Annotated in this window: 16 protein-coding genes; 6 read left to right on the forward strand and 10 right to left on the reverse strand. The window is 73.1% G+C overall.

Going from position 1 to position 19,949, the window contains the following annotated elements; all coding sequences use genetic code 11:
* Positions 1 to 81: 81 nt before the first annotated feature.
* Positions 82 to 2,037: an amino acid transporter gene (locus ACFY8W_RS27220; RefSeq protein WP_391110378.1), complete on the forward strand. Its 1,956-nt coding sequence runs from the start codon at positions 82 to 84 to the stop codon at positions 2,035 to 2,037.
* Positions 2,038 to 2,155: 118 nt separating this feature from the next.
* On the opposite strand, the gene ACFY8W_RS27225 is transcribed toward ACFY8W_RS27220, so the two are convergent.
* A complete protein-coding gene (locus tag ACFY8W_RS27225; RefSeq protein WP_391110381.1) occupies positions 2,156 to 2,986 on the reverse strand; it encodes a DUF5995 family protein in 831 nt (276 codons plus the stop codon).
* Positions 2,983 to 3,594 (reverse strand): hypothetical protein, encoded by a 612-nt coding sequence (locus ACFY8W_RS27230; protein WP_391110384.1) that lies wholly within the window; start codon positions 3,592 to 3,594, stop codon positions 2,983 to 2,985. The genes ACFY8W_RS27225 and ACFY8W_RS27230 overlap by 4 nt, the downstream gene beginning before the upstream one ends.
* 124 nt (positions 3,595 to 3,718) lie before the next feature.
* Here ACFY8W_RS27230 and ACFY8W_RS27235 point away from each other — a divergent pair, with 124 nt between their 5' ends.
* The gene (locus ACFY8W_RS27235; protein WP_391110387.1) at positions 3,719 to 4,501 is read left to right on the forward strand and encodes a GDSL-type esterase/lipase family protein; all 783 of its coding nucleotides are present in this window, start codon (positions 3,719 to 3,721) and stop codon (positions 4,499 to 4,501) included.
* A gap of 109 nt (positions 4,502 to 4,610) precedes the next feature.
* On the opposite strand, the gene ACFY8W_RS27240 is transcribed toward ACFY8W_RS27235, so the two are convergent.
* A complete protein-coding gene (locus tag ACFY8W_RS27240; RefSeq protein WP_391110390.1) occupies positions 4,611 to 5,273 on the reverse strand; it encodes a response regulator in 663 nt (220 codons plus the stop codon).
* Entirely contained in the window at positions 5,248 to 6,420 is a 1,173-nt protein-coding gene (locus ACFY8W_RS27245; RefSeq protein WP_391110393.1) for a histidine kinase, read from the reverse strand. The genes ACFY8W_RS27240 and ACFY8W_RS27245 overlap by 26 nt, the downstream gene beginning before the upstream one ends.
* A gap of 175 nt (positions 6,421 to 6,595) precedes the next feature.
* Here ACFY8W_RS27245 and ACFY8W_RS27250 point away from each other — a divergent pair, with 175 nt between their 5' ends.
* Positions 6,596 to 8,866: an MMPL family transporter gene (locus tag ACFY8W_RS27250; RefSeq protein WP_391110396.1), complete on the forward strand. Its 2,271-nt coding sequence runs from the start codon at positions 6,596 to 6,598 to the stop codon at positions 8,864 to 8,866.
* A gap of 24 nt (positions 8,867 to 8,890) precedes the next feature.
* Here ACFY8W_RS27250 and ACFY8W_RS27255 read toward each other — a convergent pair whose 3' ends face one another.
* Genes ACFY8W_RS27255 through ACFY8W_RS27275 form a run of 5 tightly spaced genes read right to left on the reverse strand, consistent with a single transcriptional unit; the run spans position 8,891 to position 14,228 of the window.
* A complete protein-coding gene (locus ACFY8W_RS27255; protein ID WP_391111055.1) occupies positions 8,891 to 9,673 on the reverse strand; it encodes an ATP-binding cassette domain-containing protein in 783 nt (260 codons plus the stop codon).
* 38 nt (positions 9,674 to 9,711) lie between these two features.
* Positions 9,712 to 10,740, reverse strand: coding sequence for an oligopeptide/dipeptide ABC transporter ATP-binding protein (locus tag ACFY8W_RS27260; RefSeq protein ID WP_391110399.1), 1,029 nt, complete (start codon positions 10,738 to 10,740; stop codon positions 9,712 to 9,714).
* A gap of 7 nt (positions 10,741 to 10,747) precedes the next feature.
* Complete coding sequence (locus ACFY8W_RS27265) at positions 10,748 to 11,641, reverse strand: ABC transporter permease subunit (RefSeq protein WP_391110401.1); 894 nt, start codon at positions 11,639 to 11,641, stop codon at positions 10,748 to 10,750.
* Positions 11,638 to 12,606 (reverse strand): ABC transporter permease subunit, encoded by a 969-nt coding sequence (locus tag ACFY8W_RS27270; protein ID WP_391110404.1) that lies wholly within the window; start codon positions 12,604 to 12,606, stop codon positions 11,638 to 11,640. The genes ACFY8W_RS27265 and ACFY8W_RS27270 overlap by 4 nt, the downstream gene beginning before the upstream one ends.
* Positions 12,606 to 14,228, reverse strand: a complete 1,623-nt coding sequence (locus ACFY8W_RS27275) for an ABC transporter substrate-binding protein (RefSeq protein WP_391110406.1) — start codon at positions 14,226 to 14,228, stop codon at positions 12,606 to 12,608. The genes ACFY8W_RS27270 and ACFY8W_RS27275 overlap by 1 nt, the downstream gene beginning before the upstream one ends.
* Positions 14,229 to 14,382: 154 nt before the next feature.
* Here ACFY8W_RS27275 and ACFY8W_RS27280 point away from each other — a divergent pair, with 154 nt between their 5' ends.
* Positions 14,383 to 15,444, forward strand: a complete 1,062-nt coding sequence (locus tag ACFY8W_RS27280) for a substrate-binding domain-containing protein (RefSeq protein WP_391110409.1) — start codon at positions 14,383 to 14,385, stop codon at positions 15,442 to 15,444.
* Between the two features lie 193 nt (positions 15,445 to 15,637).
* Here the strand turns inward: ACFY8W_RS27280 and ACFY8W_RS27285 are convergent, their stop codons facing one another.
* The gene (locus tag ACFY8W_RS27285) at positions 15,638 to 17,272 is read right to left on the reverse strand and encodes an amidohydrolase family protein (RefSeq protein ID WP_391110412.1); all 1,635 of its coding nucleotides are present in this window, start codon (positions 17,270 to 17,272) and stop codon (positions 15,638 to 15,640) included.
* A 125-nt stretch (positions 17,273 to 17,397) separates the two neighbouring features.
* Here ACFY8W_RS27285 and ACFY8W_RS27290 point away from each other — a divergent pair, with 125 nt between their 5' ends.
* On the forward strand, positions 17,398 to 18,108 hold the full coding sequence (locus ACFY8W_RS27290; protein WP_391110415.1) for a TetR family transcriptional regulator: 711 nt from the start codon (positions 17,398 to 17,400) through the stop codon (positions 18,106 to 18,108).
* 367 nt (positions 18,109 to 18,475) lie between these two features.
* A complete protein-coding gene (locus ACFY8W_RS27295; protein WP_391110418.1) occupies positions 18,476 to 19,870 on the forward strand; it encodes an FAD-dependent oxidoreductase in 1,395 nt (464 codons plus the stop codon).
* Positions 19,871 to 19,949: the final 79 nt, after the last annotated feature.

Raw genomic sequence — 19,949 nt, forward strand, 5'->3', positions numbered from 1 at the left:
TGCGTACGCTGACTCGGCCGCCGTCCGCCCGATGGCCGAAATCCGACCACCACCCCGCACCGGACAGCAGGAGTCCCCCCGATGGTCACGCCCCACGCGACCCGTTCCGACCGCCTGCGGGCGTGGATGCTGGAAGGCCTGTCCGACATGGGCAAGGGCAAGCCGTCGCGGCCCGTGGAGACGGCTCACGACGCGGCCCACAAGGGCCAGCCCTGGTGGCGCGTGATGTGCCTCACCGGTGTGGACTACTTCTCCACGCTCGGCTACCAGCCGGGCATCGCCGCCCTCGCGGCCGGACTGCTCTCCCCCGTGGCGACGATCGTGCTCGTCATCGTCACCCTCGCCGGCGCGCTGCCGGTCTACCGGCGGGTCGCCGAGGAGAGCCCGCACGGCGAGGGCTCGATCGCGATGCTGGCGCGGCTGCTGTCCTTCTGGAAGGGCAAGCTCTTCGTCCTGACCCTCCTCGGCTTCGCGGCGACCGACTTCCTCATCACCATCACGCTGTCGGCCGCCGACGCCTCCACCCACCTCGTGGAGAACCCCCACCTGGAATCGGCCCTGCACGACAAGCAGGTGCTGATCACCATGATCCTCATCGCGCTGCTCGGCGCGGTGTTCCTCAAGGGCTTCCTGGAGGCGATCGGCGTCGCCGTCGCCCTCGTCGGCATCTACCTCGCGCTCAACGCGGTCGTCGTGGTGTCCGGCCTGTGGCACGTGGTCACCGAGGGCCATGTGGTCACCGACTGGACCACCGCCCTGACCCAGGAGCACGGCAACGTCTTCGTCATGATCGGCGTGGCCCTGATCGTCTTCCCCAAGCTCGCGCTCGGCCTGTCCGGCTTCGAGACCGGTGTGGCCGTCATGCCGCACGTCAAGGGCGACGCGTCGGACACCGAGGCCGCGCCGACCGGGCGCATCCGCGGCACCAAGAAGCTGCTCACCACCGCCGCGCTGATCATGAGCGTCTTCCTGATCACTACCAGTTTCATCACCACCGTGCTCATCCCGGAGCAGGAGTTCGAGTCCGGCGGCGAGGCCAACGGCCGCGCCCTCGCCTATCTCGCCCACGAGCAGCTCGGCAACACGTTCGGCACGATCTACGACGTCTCGACCATCCTCATCCTGTGGTTCGCGGGCGCCTCGGCCATGGCCGGTCTGCTCAACCTGATGCCCCGCTACCTGCCGAAGTACGGCATGGCCCCGCACTGGGCCCGTGCCGTGCGCCCGATGGTCATCGTCTTCACCCTCGTCGCCTTCCTGGTCACCTGGATCTTCGACGCCGACGTCGACGCCCAGGGCGGCGCGTACGCCACCGGTGTCCTGGTCCTCATCTGCTCCGCCGCCATCGCCGTGACCATCGCGGCCCGCAAGGCCGGTCAACGCGGCTGGACGATCGCCTTCGGCGTCATCTCCGTCGTCTTCCTCTACACGACGGTCGTCAACATCATCGAGCGCCCGGACGGCGTGAAGATCGGTGCCTGCTTCATCGCCGGCATCATCCTCATCTCCCTCCTCTCCCGGCTGGGCCGCGCCTTCGAGCTGCGCGTCACCCACGTCGAGCTCGACGACATGGCCGAGCGGTTCATCCGCGACATCTCCCACCGCACCCCGCGCTTCATCGCCAACGAGCCGGACCGGCGGGACAAGGCCGAGTACCGCGACAAGATCGAGCAGATCCGGACCGACAACGACCTGCCGGCCACCGAGGACTTCGTCTTCGTCGAGGTCACGGTCACCGACCCGTCCGAGTTCGAGGCCGGTCTGACGGTCCGCGGCGAGGTCCTGCACGACCGTTACCGCGTCCTCACGGTGGAGGGCTCCTCCGTGCCCAACGCCCTCGCAGCCTTCCTGCTGCACGCCCGCGACCACACCGACACCCGCCCGCACGTCTACTTCGAGTGGACCGAGGGCAACCCCTTCGCCAACTTCGTCCGCTTCTTCCTCTTCGGCCAGGGCGAGGTCGCACCGGTGACCCGAGAGATCCTGCGCGAGGCGGAGCCCGACCGCACCCGCCGCCCCCGTGTCCACGTCGGCTGAAGGCTGATCCCTTTTCGGAGCACCGGATCGCCGGTCGGAGGCCGGCGATCCGGGCTGCCGTGAGGCGGACGACGCCGGCCGGCCTGGCAGCGGGCCGTGTCGCACAGGTCTCGGCCCGCTACGCGACGGGCGTTCCGGCCGCGGGCCAGTGCCGGCGGTCGGGAATCAACCTGCGCAGGATCCACAGGCCGGCGCGCAGCTTCCGGTCGCCGGGCGAGCGGATCTCGGAGATGAGCGCGGCGGTGCTCCTGCCGATCGACCGCGACGCCTCCTCGGTCGCGTCCGGGTCCAAGAGCCTGTCGCAGTTGAACCAGGCCAGGCCCCGTGCGACACGGATCCCGTAGTTGGTCAACAGTTCGTCGCTACGGGTGAACAGCCTGTCCAAGGAGCCGAGTCCACGGATGTACCGGGACGAGAGGTCGTCCTGGACCCCGTCGATGCAGGACGCCAGCACCTCGTTCATGCGGTGGAAGTCCGCGATGTGGCTGCGGTCGCCCGTGGACGCCGCCATGCGCCGCAACGCCTCCGGCAAGTCGTACGAGATGTGGGCCATCATGGAGAAGAGCACGTCTTCCAGCACGTAGGAGTGCCGGAAGCTCGAAGCGGCGAAGACGTCTCGCCACGGTCCGGGGACGGAGTCCGGCAGATCCCCGGGCCGGACTTCGTCCGCGGCGCCGCCCGGTCGTCCTGCCAGCCACTCGTCGATCTCGTCCATCGCGCTGAAGTAGGCCGAGGCGAGCGTCTCGCACAGTTCGGCGACCCAGGGCGGGTCGCCGAACACGGGAGTGCCCGCCTCCAGCCCCGCGGCGAGCGTCGACGTGAGGCGGTAGTACGTGTAGGCGAACGCGGCCCGGCGGTCGCGTGCGGCGTCGTACTGCGCGACCCGGTCGGCGAGCAACCCGGCCACCAGGGTGACCTTTTCGGCGGGGAGCATGAAGTCGGTGGTCATCGGGAGTGCGTTCCTGCCGCCCGCTGGACCGGCGCGCCGACTCGACGGGTGTCCTCGGTCGCCGTGCCCCAGTCGCACACCAATTCCGCGAGGAGGCTCTGGCGGTCGGCAGCGACCTGGTAGTTCGCGGTCCACATGGCTCCGAGCAACGGCATGCGGTAGGTCGCGGCCATCCCTTCGTCGCGGATCTCCGCGGAGTAGGTGAAGCTCCGCGTGAGCAGGCGCGGCACAGGACCGAGCCTCTCGACCGCGCGCACGGTGACTCCGGTCCCGTTGCCCTCCAGGACGTACTGCTCGTCCAGGAGGTACAGGGTCAGGCCGAACTTGGAGATCCTGAGCACGTTGTCGGCCCGACCGAACTCGCCCTCGTGCGGCTTCGCCACGATCGTCGAGTGCTGCCTTGGCGCACCGGTGAGCAGCTGGACTGTGTGCATGGCGGTCACGAGGAGCTTGTTCGTCAACCCGATGCGGCTGCGCAGGAGACGACGCCAGGAGGTGACGCGGAAGGTGGCCTTTCCCTGCCAGGTGCCGGCCCCGATGTCGAAGTAGTAGACGCGGTTGGGCGCGTTCGTGCGGTGTCGAGGGATGCCCTCGGGCTCCTTTGTCACGTTGCGTAGCATATCATCACACGCTGTAATTGCCCCCCCCTGAAACGACTCAGCCGCCTGCACCGTCAGCCTTATACTCAACAAAGTGAATAATAGTCGTCGCGACCTATTGAGGGAGGGGCCCATGTATCTGCGGTACGTCGCGCTCGGCGACAGCCAGACCGAAGGCGTCGGCGACGGCGACGACATCCGGGGCCTGCGCGGCTGGGCGGACCGGCTCGCCGAACTGGCCGCACGGTCGAACCCGGAGCTGCGCTACGCCAACCTGGCCGTACGGGGCCGGCTCGCCGGCCAGGTACGGGCCGAGCAGCTCGCGCCCGCCCTGGCCCTCGAGCCCGACCTCGCGACGGTCGTCGCCGGCGTCAACGACCTGCTGCGGCCCCGCTTCGACGCCGACGAGGTGGCGGGGCACCTGGAGGCGATGTTCGCGGCGCTCGCCGCACAGGGTGCCCGGGTCGCGACCCTGACCTTCCCCGATCTCACCCGGCTCATTCCCGCGGCCCGCCCCGTCGCGCCCCGGATCACCGCGCTCAACGCCCGCATCCGGGAGGCCGCGGGCCGCCACGGCGTCACCGTCCTGGAGACCGCCCACCACCCGGTGGTGGGCGACCCGCGCCTCTGGAGCCGCGACCGCCTCCACGCCGCCCCGCTGGGCCACGCCCGCATCGCCGCCGCCTTCGCCGACACCCTCGGCCTGCCGGGCAGCGACGGCTCCTGGGCCCACCCGCTCCCGCCGTCCGGCACGCGCCCGGCCGGCGGACTGCGCACGGTCGGCGCGGAGCTGGCCTGGGCGGCGACCTTCCTCGGCCCCTGGCTCGGCCGGCGACTCCGCGGCCGCTCGTCCGGGGACGGCCGCACGGCGAAGCGCCCGCTGCTGACGCCGGTGGCGGACACGACCTCCGCCTGACGGCGGCCCGGACGGGCGCCCTGGGGCGCGTATCGAGTCGTGATCATCGGGTGGTCCTGGTGAGGACTTCACGGGACACGGCCCCGGCACCCGGCACCCGGCACCCGGCTCAGGTTCCGGGGAGGATACGGCGCGTTTCGTAGGCCCACATCGCGATCTCGACCCGGTTGCGGGCGCCGAGTTTGGCCATCAGGCTGGCCAGATGCGTCTTCACCGTGCTGAGGCTGATGTGCAGGGCGTCGGCGATCTCGGTGTTGGTCAGCCCACGGGCGACGGCGAGGAGCACCTGCTCCTCGCGGGCGGTGACCGGGGAGACCGGCTGGGCCACGGGCCGCCCGGCGGGCAGGTCCGCGAACGCCTGGAGCAGACGGACGGTGACGCTGGGCGCGATGAGCGCCTCACCGTCGGACGCCGACCGTACGGCCTGCGCCAGAAGGTCCGGTCCCGTGTCCTTGAGGAGGAATCCGCGGGCGCCGGCACGCAGTGAACCGTAGACGTACTCGTCGAGGTCGAACGTGGTGATGACGACCACGGCCGGCGGGTCGGCGACGCCCGGGCCGGCGACCAGCCGGGTGGCCTCGAGCCCGTCGAGTACGGGCATGCGGATGTCGAACAGGCAGACGTCGGGGCGTAGTTCGCGGGCCAGACGCACCGCTTGCCACCCGTCGGCGGCCTCGCCGACCACCTCGATGCCGGGCTGGGCGTTCAGCATGATCCGCAACCCGGTGCGGATGATCGTCTGGTCGTCAGCGACGAGGACGCGAATGGACACCGCTCTCGTTCCTCGCTCTCGGCAGTTCGGCGTCGACATGCCAGCCCCGGTCGGTACCCGGGCCGGCTCGTAGTGTGCCGCCGAGCAGTGTCGCGCGCTCGCGAAGTCCGGTAAGTCCGTATCCGTCGCGCCCCCGGCCGGTGCGCCGGCCGTTGTCGCGCACGCTCACCCGTACCGCGTGCCGTTCCGCGGCGACCCGGACGACGAGCTCGGTCGCGTCGACCGCATGGCGCAGCGCGTTGGTCACCGACTCCTGCACGATCCGGTAGACGGCCGCGTCCACGGCCGGGGGCAGCGCGTCCAGTTCGCCGTCGAGCCCCAGGTCGACCCTGAGGCGACCACCCGGGGTGCGCACCAGGCGCTCCAGATCCGCGACTCCGGCAGGGGGCGCCAGCTCGGCGCCGACCCCGCGGTCGCGCAACGCGGCGACCATGGCGCGCATTTCCTCCAGCGTGCGCGCCCCTTCCTCCTCGACCCCCTCCAGCGCCTCGACGGCGGCGGACGGGTCGGTGCCCGCGAGCACCCGGCCCGCCTGGGCGATGATCACCATGGCCGACACGTGGTGGGCCACCGTGTCGTGCAGTTCCCGGGCGAGCTGCTCACGCTCGCGGGAGCGCACCTGCTCCACCTGCCGCTCGCGGGCGGTCACCCGGAACCGCACGGCGGCCCCGACCACCCCGGGCAGCATCAGGAAGACGAGGCCCACGACGTTCTCGAAGACCGGGGTCTCGTCCGTGACGGAACACAGCGCGCCGGCCGCGAGGATCACCGCGCCGCCCAGCACGGTCTCGCGTCCCGATCCCCACCGGGGCAGCGCGTACACCAGCACGAGCACGACCGCGCCGGTGTACATGCCGACGGGCTCGCGCGGTGCGGCGACGAGCGAGGCCAGCTGGAGCAGGATCACCGAGCCGAACGCCAGCGTCACCATCGCCAGCGGGCGGGTCCGGCGCCACAGGGGCAGCAGGCACAGCCATGCGGTGAACACCACCGCCACCGGCCGCCACACGACGTTCTCGCGCAGCGTGGCCTCCAGCGCCACACCGGCAAGGCCCGCGGCGAGCAGCGCCCAGTCCCGCCACACCCGGGCGGGTGCGTCGGGCGGCCGGGGTTCGGTCCACAGGGTTCGCAGGTCGTCTCGGAGCACGGTTCTCAGCCTAGGGACCGCGACGCGCCGCGCATCGGCCGAAAGGACGGGCTCCCACTCCGACTTGGGGCCGACGGAACCGCGGCCCGCGGGCCGATGCCGCGGGGCGCCGTGGCGACGAACCTCGGCATCGGCGGCCGCACAAGGACGGCCGACGAGGTGGTTGGAGGACCCGATGCTCTCGAAAGCCCTGTTGCGCCTGGGCGCAGGCGCCGCCCGCCATCCGTGGCGGGTGATCGCGGCATGGCTGGTCGCCGCCACGCTCGTCGTCCTGGCCGCCGTCGCGTTCGGCGGGCGGACCGCGGACTCGATGACCGCTCCGGGACTGGACTCGCAACGGGCCGCGGAACTGATCGAGCGGGCCGGGACCGGGCAGGAGGGGATGACCGCCCAAGTGGTCGTCACCCCCCTCGACGAGGGTGCGACGTTCTTCGACGACGACGGCGCGCGCACCGCTCTCAAGGGGCTGCAGACCGAGGTGAAGCGGCTGCCGCACGTGCTCGGCACGAGCGACCCGGCGGGGGCGCTCGACGCGGGCGGGGACAGCGCCGTGCGCGGCGGCCTCGTCTCGGCGGACGGGCGGATCGCGGTCGTCCGGGTGCAGTACCCCGACCAGAGCCGGCTGTCCGCCGATGACCTCGACGCCCTCGTCGGTCTCGGCGACCGGCTGCGCGCCGAACTGCCGCTGCGCATCGAGATGGGCGGGAACCTCTTCTACGCCTTCTCCGCCCCCGACGGCGGCGTGAGCGAGCTGATCGGCCTCCTCGCGGCGGCCGCGATCCTGTTCCTGGCGTTCGGTTCGCTCGTCGCCGCCGCGCTGCCGATCGGCATGGCGGTCTTCGGACTGACCGTCGGCGTCGCCACGATGACGGTCCTGGCGGGAGTGACGGAGGTCCCCACCTTCGCACCGGTCCTGGGCAGCATGGTCGGGCTCGGAGTCGGCATCGACTACGCGCTGTTCGTGCTCGCCAGGCACCGGGAGTACCTCGCGCGCGGGCTCGATCCGCAGACGGCGGCCGGACGAGCGGTGGCGACGGCCGGGCGGCCGGTGGTCTTCGCCGGCGGCACCGTCGTCGTGTCGATCCTCGGCCTGGCCGTCGCGAACGTGCCGTTCATGACGGTGGGCGGAGTCGCCGTCTCGATCGTCGTCCTGACGATGGTGCTCGCCTCGGTGACGCTGCTGCCGGCCTTCCTCGGCGCGGCGGGCCCGCGCCTGGCCCGGGCCGGCCGGATCGGCAGGGCGCTGCAGGCCAGGAAGCCGGGCCGGGCCGACCGGCGGCGGGACGCGGTGGCGAGTGCCGCTCCCGCCGCCGGTTGGCGGCGCTGGATCGGGCACGTCGGCCGGCACCCGGTGCCGTACGCGGTCGGCGCGGCGGGGCTGCTGCTGACCGCCACGCTGCCCGTGCTCGGCCTGCGCGTCGGCCTGCCCGACGACGGCTCACTGCCCCCCAGCCGTACCGAGCGCCGGGCCTACGACCTCGTGGCCGAGGGGTTCGGCCCGGGCACCAATGGTCCCCTCGTCATCGCCGCGGACCCCGCCGGTGACGCGGGAGTACTGGACCGGCTCGTCGCGGCGGTCGCGGCGGATCCGGGCATCGCATCCGTCCTGCCGACGCACGTCGACCGGGCCACCGGCATCGCGACCCTCGTCGTGTTCCCGACCACCAGCCCTCAGGACAAGGCCACGGCCGACACCATCGCCCGGCTGCGCAGCGGCGTGCTGCCCACGGCGATCGGGCACGGCCCGGCCAGGGCCCACGTCGGCGGCGCCGCCGCGAGCCTGTCCGACGTGGGCCGGCGCACCAGCGAGCGCCTGCCGGCGTTCGTCGCCGCCGTGCTGGCGATGTCGTTCCTGCTGCTGATGCTGGTCTTCCGCTCGGTACTCGTACCGCTCAAGGCGGTACTGCTGAACCTGCTGAGCATCGGCGCGGCCTACGGCATCATGGTCGCGGTCTTCCAGTGGGGCTGGGGAGGCGCACTCATCGGGCTGGAAGCGACGGTTCCTATCGTGTCGTTCATCCCGATGTTCCTCTTCGCCATCCTGTTCGGCCTGTCGATGGACTACGAGGTGTTCCTCCTCTCGCGCGTACGCGAGGAGTACCTGCGCACCGGCGACAACGGCACGGCGATCGTCGAGGGCGTCTCGGGCACCGCCCGGATCATCACCTCGGCCGCCCTCATCATGGTGGCGGTCTTCCTGTCCTTCGCCGTCGCCGACGACCCCTCCACCAAGATGTTCGGGCTCGGCCTGGCCACCGCGATCCTCATCGACGCCACGGTCGTCCGCATGGTGCTGGTACCGGCGACCATGACACTCCTCGGCCGGACCAACTGGTGGCTGCCGAAGTGGCTGGACCGGATGCTTCCCCGCGGCCCGGTCGGCACCGACGACACCGACGCGGGAGCCGCGGAGGAGGCCCCGCGGCCGCGGCTGGTCGACCGTTGACCCGGCTCCCGCCCGCCCTCGGCGTCAACCGCCGACCGCCGCCCGGGCCTCGGCGATGCGTGCCGGGTCCCAGCCCCGGCGCGGGACGGAGTCCAGCAGGAGGCGCGTGTAGGGGTGTTCGGGCGCGTCGAGGACGCGGTCGGTGGGTCCCGACTCGACGATGCGGCCGTGGCGGAGCACCACGACCTCCTCGGTGATGTGCCGGACGACGCCCAGGTCGTGGGTCACGAAGAGGTAGCCGACGCCCGCGTCGCGCCGGATCCCGGCCAGGAGTTCCAGGATCTGCGCCTGGATGGAGACGTCCAGGGCGGCCACGGCCTCGTCGAGGACCAGGACCCGCGGTTCGGCGGCCAGGGCCCGGGCGATCGCCACGCGCTGGCGCTGGCCGCCGGACAGGGCGCGGGGCAGTGCGGCGGCCTCCCGCGGGCCGAGCCCGACCTGGTCGAGGAGTTCGGCGACCCGGGCCTCGCGGGCCGCGGGTCCGAGCCGGAAGTGCAGGCGCAGCACCTCGTCGACGCAGCCGCCGACCGTGATCCGCGGGTCGAGCGAGAGATAGGGGTCCTGGAAGACCATCTGGATCTCCCTGGCCCGCGCGAGCCGTTCGGCGCGGCGGAGGCCCGAGCGGCGGGTGCCGGCGGAACGGTCCCGGCCGTCGAGGGTGACGGTCCCGGCGTCGGCGCGTTCGAGGCCGACGAGCATGCGGACGGTGGTGGTCTTGCCGCTGCCCGACTCGCCGACGATGCCGAGCGACGAGCCGGGGGCCAGGGTGAAGGACACGTCGTCGACGGCGGCGTGGGCCCCATACATCTTGCGCAGGCCGCGCACCACCAGGCCGGAGGTCTCGGTCACGACAGGATCCCTTCGTCGGCGCGGTGGCAGGCGGCGAGCCCGGCGCCGTGCGCGGTGAGCGCGGGCACCTCCTGGGTGCAGCGCGGCTGGACGTACGGACATCGGGCGGCGAAGGCGCAGCCCGGCGGGGCTTCGGCGACGGAGACCGGGCGTCCCGCGATGGGGCGGGGTGCGGCCGACCCGGCGTCGAGGCGCGGGGTGCAGGAGAGCAGGCCCGCGGTGTAGGGGTGGCGCGGCCGGTCGAAGAGTTCGGTGGTCGCGCCGGTCTCGACGATGCGGCCGGCGTACATGACGTACACCCGGTCGCAGATGGCGGCCGCGAGTTCGAGGTCGTGGGTGACGAAGAGCAGGCCGGTGCCGCGTTCGGCCTGGAGGCGGGTGAGGATCGCGATGATCTCGGCCTGGGTGGTGACGTCGAGCGCGGTGGTGGGTTCGTCGGCGACGACGAGGGCCGGGTCGCCCGCGAGCGCGGCGGCGATGACGACGCGCTGGAGCATGCCGCCGGAGAACTCGTGCGGGCGGCGGCGGAGCGCGCCGCGCGGGTCGCGGATGCCGACGGCGTCGAGGAGTTCCGCGGCGCGCGCGGTGGCCCTGGCGGCGGGGACGCCGGTGGCCCGCAGGCCCTCGGTGACGAAGTCGCCCACGCGGCGCAGCGGGTTGACGGAGGCGCGCGGGTCCTGGAAGACCATGGCGACCTCGCGGGCGCGGGTGGCGGCGAGGGCGGCGCGGTCCATGGTGAGCACGTCGCGTCCGGCGACCCGTACCTCGCCCGTGGCCCGGGCGCGGGCGGGCAGCAGTCCGAGGACGCTGCGGCAGGCGACGGACTTGCCGGAGCCGGACTCGCCGACGAGACCGACGGTCTCGCCGGGCGCGACGGTCAGCGAGACCCCGTCGAGGAGGGGGCGGGCGGCCCGGCCCTCGGGGAGCCGGAGGGTGAGCCGGTCGACGTCCAGGACGGGCGTGCCGGCGGCGGCGCGGCCGGCGTCCGTGGCATCGGCCGCGGTGGTGTTGCTGTGGTCGGTCATGGTGTGCTCACCGCTCCCGCTTCGCGATCCGGTCGGCGAGGCCCTCGCCGACGATGCCGAACGCCACGACGGCGAGGACGATGCAGAAGGACGGCGCGAGCGCGGGCAGCATCGCGCCCTGCTGGATCGCCGACTGGCCTTCGTTGATCATGGCGCCCCAGTCGGCGGTCGGCGGCTGGACGCCGAAGCCGAGGAAGGAGAGGGCGGCCAGGTCCATCAGCGCGTAGCCGAAGTTCATCGCCGACTGCGCGAGCACCGTGGGCGCGATGTTGGGCAGGAGGTGGCGCAGGCAGATGGTCCAGCCGGACCAGCCCTGGACGCGGTACGACTCGATGTACGGGCGCGCCTTCTCCTGGCGGGCGATGCCGCGTACGAGCCGTCCGACGTACGGGGTGTAGGCGACGGCCATGGCGACGACGGGCGCGGTCATGCCGGAGCCGACGACCGCCACCAGCATGATGGCGAGGAGCAGTCCGGGGACGGCGAAGACGAGGTCCATGGAGCGGGACAGGACCGCGTCGGCCCATCCGCCGCGCCAGCCGGCGAGCACGCCGAGCGCGGTGCCGAGCGCGGTGGAGACGGCGACGACGAGCAAGGGGCCGAGGAGACCGGTGCGGGCGCCGTACAGCAGCCGGGACAGGATGTCGCGGCCGGACTGGTCGGTGCCGAGGAGGTGGTCGCCGCCGGTGCCGACGAGGCTGGCCGTCAGGTCCAGGGCCTCGGGGTCGTACGGGGCGAGCAGCGGGGCCAGCGCGGCGACGAGCACGAGCGCCGCGAGGACCAGCAGGGCGGCGGTGAACAGCGGCCCCTGGCCGCCGAGGGTCCGCAGCCGGCGCAGGCCGGGGCGTCTGCGCAGCGCGGCCGCGGGGTCGGCCGCACCGGGTTGTGCGGTGAGGGTCATGAGGTGCCTTCCCCGTGGGTGATCAGGCTGAGCCGGGGGTCGATGAGGGGCGCGAGGAGGTCGACGGCGAGGTTGACGAGCACGAAGGCCGCGACGCTGAGCAGGGTGACGGCCTGGACGACGGCGAAGTCCTTGGCGGTGACGGACTGGACGAGGAGGGAGCCGAGTCCGGGGACGTCGAAGGCGGTCTCGACGATCGAGGTGGTGACGAGGAGGCCGGCGAGCATGGTGCCGCCGACGGTGACGACGGGGCCGAGGCTGTTGCGCAGCACGTGCCGGCGGACGACGGTGCGGCCGGCGACGCCGCGGGCGCGGGCCACGTCGACGTGTTCGCGGCCGAGTTCGTCGAGCATCGCCGAGCGGGTCACGCGGGCGAGGAGTCCGGCGAAGGTGGTCGCGAGGGCGAAGGCGGGCAGGGTCAGGTGGTGGAGGCGGTCGGCGAGGCCCTCGGGGGTGCCGCCGGGGCCGGGGAACCAGCCGAGGTTCACGGAGAACAGCGACACCAGGGCGATGGCGCTGACGAACGAGGGCGTGGCGGTGGCGATGCCGGTGCCGATGAGGACGAGCCGGTCGACGGTGCCGGGCCGCAGCGCGGCGAGCACGCCGAGGCCGACGCCGCCGACGGCGACGAGCAGGGCCGCGTAGCCGACGAGCAGGAAGGTGCCGCCGAGCCGGGTGCCGAGCAGGGTGGCCACGTCCTGGTGGTACTGGGCGGAGCGGCCGAAGTCGCCGCGCAGGGCGTCGCCGAGCCAGGTGGCGTACTGCACGGCCACCGGGTCGTCGAGGTGGTGCTCGGCCCGCAGCGCGGCCACGGTCTCGGGTGTCGCGGGCCGGCCGTGCAGCAGGAAGGAGACCGGGTCGCCCGGGGCGAGGTGCACGGTGGCGAAGACGACGAAGGAGGTGACGAGCAGGACGCCGAGGAGGCCGGCGAGTCGTCCGATCAGGTAGCGGGCGAGACCGTTCATCAGTGCGCGGCGCCGATCGTCGCGGCCCAGGGGTAGTAGAGCTGGGCGATGCCGGTGGGCGCGCCGGTGATCCTGTCACCGAGGTAGACGGAGTACGGCGCCTCGTAGACCGGGATGACCGGCAGTTCGCGCACGGCGATCTTCTGCAGTTCGGCGGTGAGGTCGCTGCGGGCTCCGGGGTCGGCCGCGGCGGCGGCCCGGTCGAAGGCGGCGTCGTAGACGGGGTCCGACCAGTTGCCGTAGTTCCCGAAGTCGCCGGTGCGCAGGTACTGGTAGAACTCCAGCGGGTCGGGCGTGTTGTCGTAGCCGTTGGTGATGACGAGGTCGAGTCCCTTGCGGGCGTTCGGGTCGACGAAGATGCTGCTGTACGCCTCGGGGGCGACGGCCTTGAGCCGGACGTCGAGCCCGATCTGCCGGCCGGCCGCCTGGACGGCGTTGGCGACGACGCTGATCTCGGGGGCGAGGGTGCTGGTCACCAGGGTGACCTTCTTGCCGGTGGCGCCGGCCTGGTCGATCAGGTCCTTGGCGGCGGCGACGTCGTGGACGGGGTCGGGCAGTTCCTTGAAGTAGCCGTCGGTGCGCTCCGGGACGAGGGCCCAGGCGCCGCGGGCGGCGGGCGCCTTGGCGGGGACGCCGATGCCGCCGGCGGCGGCCTTGATGATGTTCTCGCGGTCCAGCGCCATGGACAGCGCCTTGCGGACCCGGAGGTCGCCGAGGGTGCCCTTGAAGTCGAGGACGGCGAGGTTGGCGGCGGCGGTGTTGGGGCCGAAGTACACCTTGCCCTTGCTGCTCGCGCGCAGTTGGGCGAGGGAGGACGAGGGGACCATGTAGCCACCGTCGGCGGTGCCGGAGAGGAAGGTGTTGGTGCGGGCGGCGGCGTCCTCCACGAAGGTGAAGCGGACGCTGTCGGTCTTGGGCGTGAGCTTCTTGTCCCAGTAGCCGGGGTGCTTCTTGAGGGTGATGGACTCGCCCTGCTGCCACTTGTCCAGGGCGTACGGGCCGGTGCAGTTGACCTTGCCGCCGGGGACGCCGTACTCCTTGCCGGCCTTGGCGAGGAAGGCGGCGCTCTCGATGGTGCCGGGCGAGGCGGCCATGAGTTCGTTGAGGAGGACGTCGGGCTTGGTGAGCCGGAGGGTGACCTCCAGGGGGCCGGTCTTCTCGATCGCCTCGACGTTCTTGAAGGCGGAGCCCCAGGGCGAGCCGGTGGCGGGGTCCATCTGGCGCTCGAGGGAGGCGACGACGTCGTCGGCGGTCATGACCGTGCCGTCGTGGAAGGTGACGCCGGAGCGCAGGGTGTAGACCCAGACGTCGGGCTGGGGGTTCTCCCACTTCACGGCGAGTCCGGGCTCGATCTTCAGGTCGGGGGTGACCCGGAGGAGCTGCTCGCAGACGTTCGCGAGGACGGTGTTGGGCGGGTAGTCGAAGGCCTGGGCGTAGTCGAGCGTGTACGGCTCGGCGTAGAGCGACCACGTGAGAGAGGACAGCGGGCCCTTGGCCGCCGGGCTCAGCGGGGTGACGGCGTAGCCGCCGGTTCCGGTGCCCGTGGGCCGGGTGGCGCCGGAGCAGGCGGTGGCGAGGGCGGCGGTACAGGCGACGGCGGCGAGGAGTCTGGGCGTGCGCAAGGAGACCCACCCCTTTGCGGGTGTAGTGACGGGGGCTTGGGACGGTGGGGGGAGGATTGGAGCGAGTATTGATGCGGGAACGTTCCCGCACAAGACTTCCGGAGAGTTTGCGGGAACGGTTTTGCAGAGGTCGGAGAGATGGCAGCATCGGACCGTGACCACACGTGAACGGCCCGAAGGGCATGCCGGGGACAGCCGCGGCCGGGCGGTCGCGCCCCGGGTGCGGCTCGTCGACGTCGCCCGCGAGGCGGGCCTCTCCAAGACGACCGTTTCGGCGGCGCTCAACGGCACGGGGCGGCTCTCCCCCGCCGTGCGCGAGAAGGCGGTCGAGACCGCGCGCCGCATGGGCTACCGCCCCAACGCCACCGCGCGCCAGCTGCGCGCCGGGCGGGCCCGGCTGATCGGCTACGTGGTCGGCGAGTTCGCCGGCGAGCCCTGGACGTACTTCGACTCGCCCTATTTCGCGCAGCTCACCGGCGCGACGGCCGCCGCCGCGCTGCGGCACGGGTACGCCCTGGTGTTGCTGCCCGCGGGAACGCTGCAGCAGGAGTGGGCGGACCTGCCCCTGGAGGCCGTCATCGTCGCCGATCCGGTCGAGGACGACCCGATGGTGGAGGACTTCCTGGCGGCCCGGATCCCGGTCTTCAGCGACGCGTCGGTCGCGGGCCGGGAAGGCGCGCACTGGGTCGACATCGACGCCGACGCGGCCGTACGGGAGTCACTGGACCACCTGCGGGCGGGCGGGGCCCGGCGGACCGCGCTCGTCCTGCCGGACAGCACGACCCGCTTCCACCGCGAGATGCTCGCGGCCTACCGCGCCTGGTGCGCACGGCACGGCGCGCAGGAGCTGGTCACGCTGGTCCCGGCAGCCGGGAACGGGCCAGTGGTCCGCGCGGTCGAGCAGGCCCTGAGCGCCGATCAGCGGCCGGACGGCCTCCTCGTCGTCGCCGAGGCGAGCCCGCCCCTGGTCATGGACGCGGCGCGCCGCCTCGGCCTGGCGGTCCCCGGCGACGTACGGGTGGTCTGCGTCAGCGAGGACGACTCGGCCGCCCACGCCGACCCGCCGGTCAGCACGCTGAGCCTGCGCCCGGCGGACGTCGCCGAGGAGGGCATGGCCCTGCTGGTCTCCGCCCTGGAGGGCGGTGGCAGCACCCCCCCGGGCGTGCTGCTCACCGCCCGGCTCCGGGCACGGGCCTCGTCCGGTCATCAGAGCTGACCTCCAGGTCACGAGTCATGGTCGATCGGCCCGCCGGACGACGGCGGGGAGGGAGTCCGGGGGTCGGAGCAGCGGTGAGATGCCCGGCCGTGGCGGCCCCTCCACGAGCGGAGCGGAGCGGAGGTGGCAGTCCGGACACCCCCACCGCCACGGAGGTTCCGGGCCCCGTCACCGGCGGCGGGCCTGAGGACGGTCAGCCGCCGTACACGCGGGTGCCGCCGACGAACGTCTGCTCCACCCGGGCCGAGGCGATCTCCTCGGGCGGGCCGGTGAGGATGTCGCGGTCGAGCACGACGAGGTCCGCGAGGTTGCCGGCCCGCAGGCTGCCGGCGTCGTCGTGCCCGTTCACATGGGCCGATCCGGCCGTGTAGGCGGCGAGGGCGGTGGTGAGATCGAGGCGCTGCTCGGGCAGGAAGACCCTGCCGTCGGTGGCCCCGGGCTCGGTGCGGTTGACGGCGACATGGAGACCGGCGAGCGGGTCGGGGCTGCTGACCGGCCAGTCGCTCCCGGCCACCAGGGTCGCCCCGGCCCGCACCAGGTCGCCGAACGGGTACTGCCAGGCGGCGCGTTCGGGTCCGAGGAAGGGGATGGTCAGTTCGTCCATCTGCGGTTCGTGCGCGGCCCACAGCGGCTGGATGTTGGCGAGCGCCCCGAGCCGGGCGAAGCGGGCGATGTCGTCGGGGTGCACGACCTGGAGATGGGCCAGGTGGTGGCGGTTGCCCCGGCGGCCGTTGGCGGCGACTGCCGCCTCGATCGCGTCCAGGGCCTCCCGTACGGCACGGTCGCCGAGTGCGTGGAAGTGGACCTGGAAGTCGAGGGCGTCGAGCTCCGTGACGTAGCCGCGCAGCGCCTCGGGGTCGACGAAGCTCATGCCGGTGTTCGCGGTGGCGCAGCCGCAGCCGTCGAGGTAGGGGCTGGTCATGGCGGCGGTGAAGTTCTCGGCGATGCCGTCCTGCATGATCTTCACCGAGCCGGCGCGGAACCGGCCGTGGCTCAACTTCTCGCGCTGGGCGACCAGCTCGGGCAGCTGCTCGGCACCCCGGAGGCGATCCCACCACAGCGCGCCGGTGACGCGGGCGGTCAGGGTGCCGTCCAGGGCGGTGGCGACGTACGCGTCGGACGGGTCGGGCTTGCCGCTGAACTCGCCGAGCAGGGCGTCCTGCCAGCCGGTGATGCCCAGCGAGTGCAGCAGGGCCTGGGCGCGGAGCAGCCCGGCGACCCGGTCGGCCGTGGTGCTCGGCGGGATCAGCCGGGAGACCAGGGCCGAGGCGCCCTCCTGGAGGACGCCGGTGGGGACGCCGTCCGCGTCGCGCTCGATGCGGCCGTCGGCCGGGTCGGGGGTGTCGGCGGTGATCCCGGCCAGTTCCAGGGCACGGGAGTTGACCCAGGAGCCGTGGTGGTCGCGGTTGACCAGGCAGACGGGCCGGTCGGAGACGATCGAGTCGAGCAACTGCCGTGTGGGCAGGCCGCCTTCGAAGCTCTCCAGGGACCAGCCGCCGCCGGTGATCCACTCGTGGTCGGGGTGGGCGGCGGCGAACCCGGCGATGATCGAGCGGTATTCGTCGACGCCCGTCGTGCCGCTGAGGTCGCACTCGGCGAGCTCCACGCCGCCGTACACCGCGTGGATGTGCGAGTCCTGGAAGCCTGGTATCAGCAACTTACCCTTCAGGTCCACGACTTCGGTTCCGGGACCGATGAGGTCGCGCACCTCGTCGTGACCGACGGCGGTGATCCGCTCGCCGGTCACGGCGAGGGAGCCGGCCCGGGTGCGGGCCGGGTCGCCGGTGAAGACGGGGCCACCGGTGAAGACCAGGTCGGCCGTGCTCATCTGCGTACTCCTGGAGGGTGAGGGGGCCCGGCGCGAGCGGCCGGTACGAGGTGCGCCATGCAACAGCCGCCGTCACGTGAACGTCAAGGGTGTTGTCGTAACGCTCGCGGCGGTAGGGTCCGGCCATGGCAGAACGAGTGGTCCCGGAGCACCGGCGGCAGCGCCGCCGCCCCACCAAGAACGGCACCGTGCTCTCCGAGCGGATGATCGTCGAGACCGCCCTGCGCCTGGTCGCCCAGCACGGGGCGGACGCGCTGTCCGTACGGCGCCTCGGCGCGGCCCTCGGCGCGGACCCCAGCGCGGTCTACCGGTACTTCCGCAACACCGACGACCTGCTCCTCGCCCTCGCCGACGAGATGGTGGGGCGGGCGCAGACGGGCTGGCGGGCCACCGGCGACTGGCGGGCGGACCTGCGGGAGATCGCACTGCGCATCCATGCCGCGTACCTGGCGAACCCGCAGGTGGCGGCGCTCGCCGCGCACCGCACGACCGGCCGCGAGCACGAGACGCGGGCCGTCGAGTCGATCCTCGGCGTGCTGCGCAGGGCGGGATTCCCGGACGCGGAGGCGGTGCGGATCTACCACGCTTTCGTGGACCAGGCGCTGGCCTTCGCCGCCCTGGACGCCGCCGCGCTCGCGCTGCCGGAACCGGCCCGCGCCGCGGACGAGCAGGTGTGGCACGCGGCGTACGGAAAGCTCTCGGCCGACACCCATCCGCACGTCGCGGCGACGTTCCCGCTGCTCGCGGCGGACATGCGGGACAGCGGCCACCCGTTCGCGCTCGAGCTGCTGCTCGACGCGGTGGGGGCGCGGCTGGCGGCGCACACCGCAGGCTGAGGCACCCGACGCGCTGGGTCCCGGAGCAGGGTCCCGAAGCAGGGCGGCGCGGAGAGCAGGCGCAACGGTGCCGCGGCCCCGACCCGGTGCCGGCGGGCGGCCCGGCGGGGCATCGGCTGGCGGCTATGGCGAGGGCCCGGAAAACGGCTGCGGCGAGGCATCGGAAGGCGGCTGCGGCAAGGGCCCGGAATACGGCTGCGGCGAGGCATCGGAAGGCGGCTGCGGCGGGCCCCGCACGCGGCTGCGGCCGGACCTCGCCAGGCGTTCTTACGACAACACCATTGACGCAACTTCCCGCCGACCGGTTCCCTTGGCGGCACTTCGGAGGCCCGTACCCGTACCTCCGCGATCCGAAGGAGCCCCGCCCATGGACCCCGTGCACGCGCTCCGGGACGCCTCGCCCACCCCCTTCTGGCTGGACGACTCCCGCAAGCCTCCGGCCGTCCCCGCCCTCGTCGGCCCCACCGACTGCGACCTGCTCGTGGTCGGCGGCGGCTACAGCGGGCTGTGGACCGCGCTGATCGCCAAGGAGCGCGACCCGTCCGCCGACGTGGTCCTCATCGAGGCGGGCGAGGTGGGCGGCGCCGCGTCCGGCCGCAACGGCGGCTTCTGCGAATCCAGCCTGACCCACGGCCTCGGCAACGGGCTTGCCCGCTGGCCGGGAGAGATCGGCCGCCTGGAACGCCTCGGCCGGGAGAACCTCCGGGCGATCGAGGACACCATCGGCCGGCACGGCATCGCCTGCGACTGGGAGCGCACCGGCTCCCTGACCGTGGCCACCGAGCCGTACCAGCTGGCGGGCCTGAAGGAGGAGGCCGAGGCCGCCGCGCGGTACGGCACGGAGGTCGCCCTCCTCGACGAGGCCGCCGTCCGCGCCGAGATCGACTCCCCGGCCTTCCTCGGCGGCCTGTGGAACAAGGACGGCGTCGCCATGGTCCATCCGGCCCGGCTCGCCTGGGGCCTCAAGCGCGCCTGCCAGGAGCTCGACGTCCGGGTGTACGAGCACACCCCGGCCACCGCCCTGCGGGAGGACGGCGCCCGGATCGCCGTGACCACGCCCTACGGCCGGGTGCGCGCCCGGCGGGTCGCCCTCGCCACCAACGCCTATCCGTCACTGCTGCGCCGCCACCGCCCGTACACCGTCCCAGTCTACGACTACGCGCTGATGACCGAGCCCCTGACGGTCGATCAGCTCGCCGCCGTGGGCTGGCGGAACAGACAGGGCTTCGCCGACTGCGCCAACCGCTTCCACTACGTTCGGCTCTCCGCCGACAACCGCATCCTGTGGGGCGGCTTCGACGCCGTGTACCGCTTCCGCGGCGGCGTGCGCGCCGAGCGCGACCAGCGGCACGAGACCTTCGCGACCCTGGCCCGGCACTTCTTCGCGGCGTTCCCGCAGCTCGCGGGAGTGCGCTTCAGCCACGCCTGGGGCGGCGCGATCGACGCCAGCACGCGCTTCTGCGCCTTCTTCGACACCAGCCACCGCGGCCGGGTGGCGTACGCGGCCGGCTACACCGGCCTCGGCGTGGGCGCCACGCGCTTCGGCGCCGAGGTCATGCTCGACCTGCTCGCCGGTGAGCGGACCGAGCGCACCTCCCTGGAGATGGTGCGCCGCAAGCCGCTGCCGTTCCCGCCCGAGCCGGTGCGCTCCGTCGGCATCGGCATCACCCAGTGGGCGCTGGCCCGCGCGGACGCGCAGGAGGGTCGCCGCAACCTGTGGCTGCGCGCCCTCGACCGGGCGGGCCTGGGCTTCGACAGCTGACCGGCGGGACTTCGCGGGTCCGGCCCGTTCACCCCGCCTTCGCCCGCCGACTCCCCTTCCTTGGGCGGACGTTGGGGCG

This window comes from Streptomyces sp. NPDC012637 (assembly GCF_042954805.1).
Taxonomy (GTDB): Bacteria; Actinomycetota; Actinomycetes; order Streptomycetales; family Streptomycetaceae; genus Streptomyces.

Excerpts from the sequence above, each read along its gene's own strand:
- ACFY8W_RS27270 (WP_391110404.1), bottom strand. The coding sequence starts at position 12,606 with ATGAACGGTCTCGCCCGCTACCTGATCGGACGACTCGCCGGCCTCCTC.
- ACFY8W_RS27285 (WP_391110412.1), bottom strand. The coding sequence starts at position 17,272 with ATGAGCACGGCCGACCTGGTCTTCACCGGTGGCCCCGTCTTCACCGGC.
- ACFY8W_RS27260 (WP_391110399.1), bottom strand. The coding sequence starts at position 10,740 with ATGACCGACCACAGCAACACCACCGCGGCCGATGCCACGGACGCCGGC.
- ACFY8W_RS27250 (WP_391110396.1), top strand. The coding sequence starts at position 6,596 with ATGCTCTCGAAAGCCCTGTTGCGCCTGGGCGCAGGCGCCGCCCGCCAT.
- ACFY8W_RS27235 (WP_391110387.1), top strand. The coding sequence starts at position 3,719 with ATGTATCTGCGGTACGTCGCGCTCGGCGACAGCCAGACCGAAGGCGTC.
- ACFY8W_RS27225 (WP_391110381.1), bottom strand. The coding sequence starts at position 2,986 with ATGACCACCGACTTCATGCTCCCCGCCGAAAAGGTCACCCTGGTGGCC.
- ACFY8W_RS27255 (WP_391111055.1), bottom strand. The coding sequence starts at position 9,673 with ATGTATGGGGCCCACGCCGCCGTCGACGACGTGTCCTTCACCCTGGCC.
- ACFY8W_RS27290 (WP_391110415.1), top strand. The coding sequence starts at position 17,398 with ATGGCAGAACGAGTGGTCCCGGAGCACCGGCGGCAGCGCCGCCGCCCC.
- ACFY8W_RS27295 (WP_391110418.1), top strand. The coding sequence starts at position 18,476 with ATGGACCCCGTGCACGCGCTCCGGGACGCCTCGCCCACCCCCTTCTGG.
- ACFY8W_RS27220 (WP_391110378.1), top strand. The coding sequence starts at position 82 with ATGGTCACGCCCCACGCGACCCGTTCCGACCGCCTGCGGGCGTGGATG.
- ACFY8W_RS27265 (WP_391110401.1), bottom strand. The coding sequence starts at position 11,641 with ATGACCCTCACCGCACAACCCGGTGCGGCCGACCCCGCGGCCGCGCTG.